The organism is Sporosarcina gallistercoris, assembly GCF_050459885.1.
In the GTDB taxonomy this organism is placed as follows: Bacteria; Bacillota; Bacilli; order Bacillales_A; family Planococcaceae; genus Sporosarcina; species Sporosarcina gallistercoris_A.
In genome coordinates, this window is the sequence record NZ_JBCMNO010000018.1 from 281321 (window position 1) to 288802 (window position 7482).

The following is a 7482-nucleotide window of genomic DNA, read 5'->3' on the forward strand; positions in this document are numbered from 1 at the left end:
CCTTTCCAGCTGCTTAGACAAACATCTTTTGTAGGAATGCTTTTTTGGTTTGTTGCAAGGCTTTTAGTTCTTGTTCTTGGAGAGTGATGGTTTTGTCTAGTTGTTTGAAAAAATTGCCGATTTGGATTTGTTCTTCGATAGATGGTGAAGGGATTATTATATCTGAAATAATTTTTTTATTCAGACCTCCCCGTGTTCCGTCACCTGATGAAATACTTCTTAATTCAAAGTATCTCATTTCAAGATTACTAAATAAAAATTCAAAATAAAATTCTGCAAAAGGAACAATCGCTGCTATCGATTGATTTGTTGTTAATTTTATTTCATTTATAGCTACTGTGCCTCTAGTTTTACCTTGGCCAGCTAATGCAATTAAAACTGAATTTTCTTTCACCCATCTAGCACTCGAATTATCAAAACCTTGCTGAGAAATTTTATTATCTGTAGATTTAAGACGTTTATTATTAATCTCGCCTGAGGACATCCAAGGTATTTCTTTCGGCTCCCAATAATCTTTAATTTTAGTTTTAGGAGTTCCACCTGTTAAGATTTCTGCAAAATCTCCTAGTCTTTTTTCCTCCCACTCCCCACTAAACCCCGGAAACCGAACTTCCGGCACGGTCTCGCCTTCTTTCGAAAACATCTTTTGCAAGAACCCTTGTTTTGTTTTTTTGAGGGTGGTTAATTCTTGTTGGTGGAAACTAAAAGCTTGATCTATATTTTTTAAAAATTTTCCAATCACAATTTGTTCTTCAAGTATAGGATAATTGATTTCTGTGTTAAGTATATTACTATTATATAATCTTTTGATAGTACTTCCTTCTATCCCTCCCCATTTAATAATATTATAATATTGTTCTAAGAATAAATTATTTAGCAAGTTTTTATTTCGTTTTAACCAAACAATGTTCGAATCTTGATAATAGGCATCTTCACCTTTGTATACTACGGTCCTACCAATTGTTCCTGATGCAGATATGAGTACATCGCCCTTTTCAGGATAAGGATATTTATGTTTATACTCGTTATATATATCAAGTGAAATATAAGAGTCAGGTGCACGTCCAAATGTACCTATTTTAAAGAATGGTATTTCTCCAACTTCACTTGTTTGATCTTTAAATATCCTTTTACACATGGTAACTGTTCCTAAGTCACCTATTTTTCCATGGTTCCACTTATCTTCAAATTTTTTGAATCTAATTTCCGGAACGTTCTTATTCCCCACGATTAAACACCTCTAACGCACCGGCAATCCACTCTGCATTCTCTTTTCCATACTCCAATGAAGAAATCATTTCATGCAAATTAGCCTCTAATTCAGCTTTCTCTTTTCTAATAACTTTAATTGAAGCACCTACCGCCGCCATGTCGATAGTTTCTTCTTCATCAAATGTGTCAACGTATCGTGGAATGTTCAAATTGAATTCGTTCTCTTTAATTTCTTCAAAGCTCGCGACGTGTGCATACTTCTCCACGTCTTCCCGCTTTCGATAAGCTCCCACAACTTTATCAATATTTTCCATTGATAATTTGTTCTGGTTCTTCACTTTTGTAAATTCACTACTTGCGTCAATGAACAACACATCACGCGTGGTACGATTTTTCTTTAAGATGATGACTGTTGTAGGTATAGACGTTCCGAAGAATAGATTAGATGGCATGCCAATGACTGCGTCAATGCTGCCATCTTCTAGTAATTTCTTTCTAATAATTCCTTCCGCTGCACCGCGGAATAACACGCCGTGTGGTAGGACGATTGCCATCGTACCCGAGTCTTTCAAGTGATACAACCCATGCAAGAGAAACGCAAAGTCAGCTTTTGACTTTGGTGCAAGTCTGCCGTACCGATTGAACCGTGAGTCGTCTAAAAACGTATCATCTGATGACCATTTCGCAGAATATGGTGGATTCATTAAAACCGAGTCAAATGTATACGGCTCGTCTGTCGGCCAGTCTTTGTTCAATGTATCGCCGTTGCTGAGACGGATGTCTTCGTTATCCACACCGTGCAAAATCAAGTTCATCTTCGCTAAGTTGAACGTCGTTGTATTCAGCTCTTGTCCGTGATACTTTACGCTTTCAGGATGGTTGATGTAATTTCGGATGTTCAGCATAAGGGACCCTGATCCCATTGTTGGGTCATAGACGCTGAATAGCTGTTTGTCTTCTTGTCCCATTGCCGCGATACGCGCCATCATGACGGATACTTCGTGTGGCGTGTAGAATTCACCCGCTTTTTTGCCCGCTTCTGACGCGAATTGGCTGATGAGGTATTCATATGCATCGCCGATGACGTCGCCGCCATGACCTAATAGATTGATGGGGTTCAATTTCTTAATGACTTCTGAAATCGTAATGTTGCGTTGCTGCGGGTCAGACCCAAGTTTTTTTGATGTTAAGTCCACATCATCGAATAAGCCGGAGAACTGTGTGTATCGAGTCGATAAGTCCGTAAATGCTTTCGTCAACTCATTTAATTGAAAGACATTTTGTTGAGCTTTTTCGGTTAACACGTTGAATAAATAATCGGGCTCAATATGGTACCCGACCGTATCGACCAACGTTTCGATTAAATCATTACGGACCTCGTTATCCGCCAATAGTTCGGTGTATAACTGAGTTTGTTTTTTCGCAGTATCGTATTCTTCCAACGTTTCATCCGCCTGCTCCACGACGTTTACAAGCAGTCGATCGGATAGGTATTTGTAGAAAATTAAACCTAGTAAATAGTTTTTGTATTCGGATGCATCCATTTTGCTGCGCAGATTGTCTGCTGCACTGAATAATCTTGAATTTAATTCGGACATGTTCTGTTCCCCGCTTTTCATTATGTACTTGTAGTGCCTTGCTCACTTTCCAGAAAAGCAGTATGAATTTTAGTCGACTGCTATTTTTACTGATATAGATGGAAAGTGTTTAGTGTAATCATACCATATTTTCTAACCTTCATTATCTTATTACAGCAAAAAAGCTCCCGCGTCGAGGAGCTTACACTGTGGTGAAATTTTTATTTTGAAAAAATGAACATTTTAACATAGATATAATCGTCGTTTGAGATTTAGTTATACTTTTTCACGCTACTCACCCTCGAAACACCCACCGCTTATGCCACTTCAAAAACGGCTTATTCCCCACCGTCCGATTCACTCGCATCTTCCCATGAAGTCCAACCTTCTCATAATCCTCTCCAGGAATCCTCGATGAAATATGGATCTTCCCTTGTCCATCAAACGCGATCAACCCATTTGAGTAGAGCGCGTCATGGTTGCGACAAAGAAGGATGCCGTTGTTCGGATCGACTCGTTCGCTTTTGGTGCTGTCTTTCCATGGTTTCGCGTAACTTGCTTGAAGCAGTTCAGTTAACTCGATGTCACAGAGGGCACATTTTCCGTTCCAGAGCGGCAACAGTTCGTTTCGGAAACGCTGGCGTCCGAGTCGCACCTTTGTTTTCGCTTCCGCTTCTGTTTCAGCCAGTATCGGCGTGAGGAAGTCGTGCTCGGTCCGTCGCACGGTTCCCATCACGAATTCCAATTGCTCTTCGTCGATCTCATAGATGTTCAAATCCCCGATCAGCTCGACCAGCTTGATCGTCAACTCTTCGTTGCACGGATAAAGATAACCCTGATTGCCATTGCCGTTTTCTTGAAACGGCGAATATTTTATCGGCAGAAGCGGAAGGATTTCATCGAAGAAATCGTCAATCGTTAAGGGCTTTTCGAGTTCATGGTATTCGGTCTCGATAAGGTAGCCTTTCTCGTCTTCACTTCCAGGCAGATCGATTGTGTAAGGTTTGCGCTCTTCCTTGTAGCTTGTTTTTGCCACACTGATTGCGACAACTTGGCCTTTAACATAATGGAAAATACGATCCCCCTCATCGATTTCTTTCATACGTTCCCAGAAATGCTGAGTATTACCGGCGCTGTCTTGCTGCAGCGACCAGAGGATGCCTAATTCTTTCTCTTCGTGATAGGTACGGCCTTGCATGACGAAATAACTTTGCATATGTATTCGCTCCTTTACCAACAGGTACATGGTCTTCTGCTTTAATGATAGCGGGTTATGACACAAGTTGCATCTCTAATTGCTGAAATTCAGTTACGTCTTTATTTCTGATTTGAATTTAATGAGTGGTGATGAATGTACGTATTCTAGTATACGAGGTCACGATGAATAGGAATGAGCAGAAGATTGCTTGCGGATTTAAAAGGAATAGCAGATTCCGCAGCCTAAACAAGATGCAGGAGCAGGGAAAAGAATTCAAATACAAAGTACCGGAACCTTAGAGAGGAGGAAACTCATAAATTCCGTAGCTCTTTTTGAGGATAAATAGGTACCATCTCCATTATAAAAAAATGATGATTTGAAAGGGTTAACTTTCAAATCATCATGTAGTAATGGAGTATGTTACTGACTGATTTTGATGAGTCCTGTTTCAGTACCAAAGAATCCTGATTGTACTTGCAACATCAGCTCTGGGTTAGCGATTAATTCATCGGACACATCAAAAACGACGACGCCCGTTGCTGATAAATCAGGGTTTATCTGTTCCAGGAAGAAATCCGTTGCCTCATTAGCATAGATGGATGCCGTGCCATCAGCATCATATGTTTTTTCTCCAGCTTTAAGTCGGAAGAATGAAGTATCCGTTGTGATCGATTCATTACCTGAGTTTTTGACAGCTACATGAACAAGTAAGTACGTACCTTGTGCATTTTCTCCATATTCGCCACCTACATTTTTAGCCGTGGATGTGCTGTTCACTGTGAATTCCACTTTCCCTACTTTTACAACCTCACCAATTCCAGCAACCTTAACTTCTTTCTTTACCGGTTTTGACTTTACTGGAGTTTCGGCTTTTGCAGGTTGTTCTTTTGACGTATTAGGTTCCGCAGTTTTCGCTTCATCCTCACCATTCGTCGAAACTGCAATTATGACGATGACTGCAAGAACCCATACCCACCATTTTTTATATAATGGTTTTTTCACTTTAGGATTTGTTTGGTTAGTTGTCATGTTATAAGTCCTCTATTCTGTATGTGTTGTGTACAAATTTCAATATGTAATGTAAAATCCTATGTCAGATAAGTCGATATGATCAAATTTCCTCAACCAATCGGCTGCGATTTTCTCCATATCTACGTACTCTTCGATTTCTTCAGGAATCTCAAAGGAGAGAAACCCTTCGTCATTCAGGTAATGACCAAGCTCTTTCAAATTATGACAGTTGAAGGCCATATACTCGCCCTCTCGATGTACCTGGATTACCTGTGCCAATTCCATTCCTTTCGTTTTCGCAATCTGTACAATAATTTGTCTTTCTGATTCTGTAACCCTTTCAAGATACTGCATGACACGGTTTAACTCATAGATGTCATCGTTTTCACGGACCTCGATTGGCAAGGAACTTTTATAATCACGAATGACGATTCCCTTATTGGTACCTAGCACTGAATTTAAATGGGCCTCGATCATTTTTTTCTCCGTCGGAAGCGATATCCATTCCCCCACTAAATTACCAGCGGTATATTCTGCAAGGTTAGCCGTGTACAGATTCAGCATGTTTTTTTCATTTCCTTTCTTTGTGTTATGAATTGCTTTGGATCGCCATTCCTTAAACCTGGTATATAAGAGAATGGAATAAGAATGAACTGAATGTCACGTGTATAAGTATGTACACATTGTTTTTCTCGGCTCACGATTATCAATATAGCATGTTAACATTTGCATACATAGATGTAATATTTGGTAAAATATATAGATTGATTAATAGTGGAAAATAGGGTAGGTAGAAGGTTTTCGAGGTCAGATCAGTAACCTTCTATAGTAGGAAGAAGCAGAATCATGCTGGAGTTATTATTAAATAAATAGGGATGCCCCGAAAAGTTGCATGAAATTCAGGCACATTTAAAAGTAAAGGATAGCATCCAAAAATGTAAGTTATCTGTACATTGAGAACAGGCTATACCTGTTGACAAACTGAACGGGTATAGCCTGTTTGGTGTAGCTTAATTTAACTCATTAGAGACTTTAAAGCGACGCCCATCTATTCAAAAGAAATGCTTATTGAAGCTTTACTTACACTTATTCAACAGGTACCTCCTTTCAGCAAATTGGTACCGAACCACCTTTATTTGCTCTATCAAAATAGTAGTGTCTTATTTATTACACATAAAAAAAGAGAGTCGACATCAAGCATAGTTCTATTCAATTCTTGATGTCGACTTGATAGTGGCATTTGCGTTGAAAGTCCTTATTCCGTCGTATTAATAACTGAAGTTCGGGCATACCAACTCAGATGAACTCCAACTTCAATAAGGGAGGATATAATGAAACGAATTTTTCCACTCATACTCGTGATTGTAGCTTGTGTCGCAATCATCATTTTAGGAAATATAAAAAATTCCGCTTTAAAAGAAATGATGATTCCCGCCTCAAACTCTACAACCCGAGACGTCGAAACCGATCTTTACCTCAATGAGATTGAAACCTATGCAAAGAAGCATGAAGTACAGCCAATCGATGCAACGATTGACCGGGTTTGGAAGGCCATCCCAGGGTATAATGGTTTGAGTGTCGACATCAGGAAATCCTATCAGCAAATGGTGGACCATAACGAGTTCAACCCTGCCCATCTCGTCTTTAAAGAGGTTCCACCGAATGTACATCTAGATGATCTTCCTCCCTCTCCTATTTATAGAGGCAATCCGCAAAAGCCGATGGCAGCGTTATTAATCAACGTGGCATGGGGGGAAGAGCATATTCCTAGTATGATACAAACATTAAAAGAGTCTGGTGTAAAAGCTACTTTTTTCTTTGACGGCAGCTGGGTGACAAAAAACCGCGACATGATCACAATGATCAGTCTCGAAGGACATGAGATAGGGAATCACGCATACAGTCATCCAGACCTTGCCAAGCGTTCCCGCGAGGAAACTGTAAAAGAATTAAAGAAAACAAATGATGTCATTGAAGCAGCACTTGGCATATATCCGACTTGGTTTGCACCGCCAAGTGGCAGCTTCAACCAATCCACTATTGATGTTGCCCATGAATTGAAGATGAAAACGGTTCTTTGGACGGTCGATACGGTCGACTGGAAAAAACCAGACACTTCAGAAATGGTAACTCGTGTATTATCGAAAATGGAAAATGGATCCATGCTATTGATGCATCCGACTCAACCGTCTGCCGAGGGATTAGGTGCAATAATTGAAGGGATAAAAAAGAAAGGAATCCAACTAGGTACAGTTAGTGATTTAATGAGTGAAAAGCGTGTGGAGCCCAGCAAATAGTATTAGGGTAAAAAATGTACCACCGGAGAGAAAGCAACTAGTTAGTCTTTAGTTAAAATTCCGATTCTATATCCTTTTCTAATAATTTCACATTAAAACTTTCACTATATTTATATGTAGTTATCAAAAACCGCTCATTAGCCAGGGAATGGGCAGTTTTTAAATATGGTTCTAAATCAAATGTTGG

At 39.6% G+C, this 7482-nt stretch carries 6 protein-coding genes; 1 reads left to right on the forward strand and 5 read right to left on the reverse strand.

Going from position 1 to position 7482, the window contains the following annotated elements:
- Window positions 1-13: 13 nt before the first annotated feature.
- From ABE021_RS11965 to ABE021_RS11985, 5 genes are all read right to left on the reverse strand, one after another.
- Window positions 14-1228, reverse strand: coding sequence for a restriction endonuclease subunit S (locus tag ABE021_RS11965; RefSeq protein ID WP_430288928.1), 1215 nt, complete (start codon window positions 1226-1228; stop codon window positions 14-16).
- On the reverse strand, window positions 1218-2810 hold the full coding sequence (locus ABE021_RS11970) for a type I restriction-modification system subunit M (RefSeq protein WP_430288929.1): 1593 nt from the start codon (window positions 2808-2810) through the stop codon (window positions 1218-1220). Before ABE021_RS11970 ends, ABE021_RS11965 begins: the two co-directional genes overlap by 11 nt.
- A 274-nt stretch (window positions 2811-3084) precedes the next feature.
- Window positions 3085-4005, reverse strand: a complete 921-nt coding sequence (locus ABE021_RS11975; RefSeq protein WP_430288930.1) for an HNH endonuclease — start codon at window positions 4003-4005, stop codon at window positions 3085-3087.
- Between the two features lie 402 nt (window positions 4006-4407).
- Window positions 4408-5016 carry a DUF4352 domain-containing protein gene (locus tag ABE021_RS11980; RefSeq protein WP_430288931.1) on the reverse strand — a complete coding sequence of 203 codons (609 nt, stop codon included), beginning with the start codon at window positions 5014-5016 and terminating at the stop codon, window positions 4408-4410.
- Between the two features lie 39 nt (window positions 5017-5055).
- The gene (locus ABE021_RS11985; RefSeq protein WP_430288933.1) at window positions 5056-5562 is read right to left on the reverse strand and encodes an antirestriction protein ArdA; all 507 of its coding nucleotides are present in this window, start codon (window positions 5560-5562) and stop codon (window positions 5056-5058) included.
- 767 nt (window positions 5563-6329) lie between these two features.
- Here ABE021_RS11985 and ABE021_RS11990 point away from each other — a divergent pair.
- Window positions 6330-7295: a polysaccharide deacetylase family protein gene (locus ABE021_RS11990; RefSeq protein ID WP_430288934.1), complete on the forward strand. Its 966-nt coding sequence runs from the start codon at window positions 6330-6332 to the stop codon at window positions 7293-7295.
- Window positions 7296-7482: the final 187 nt, after the last annotated feature.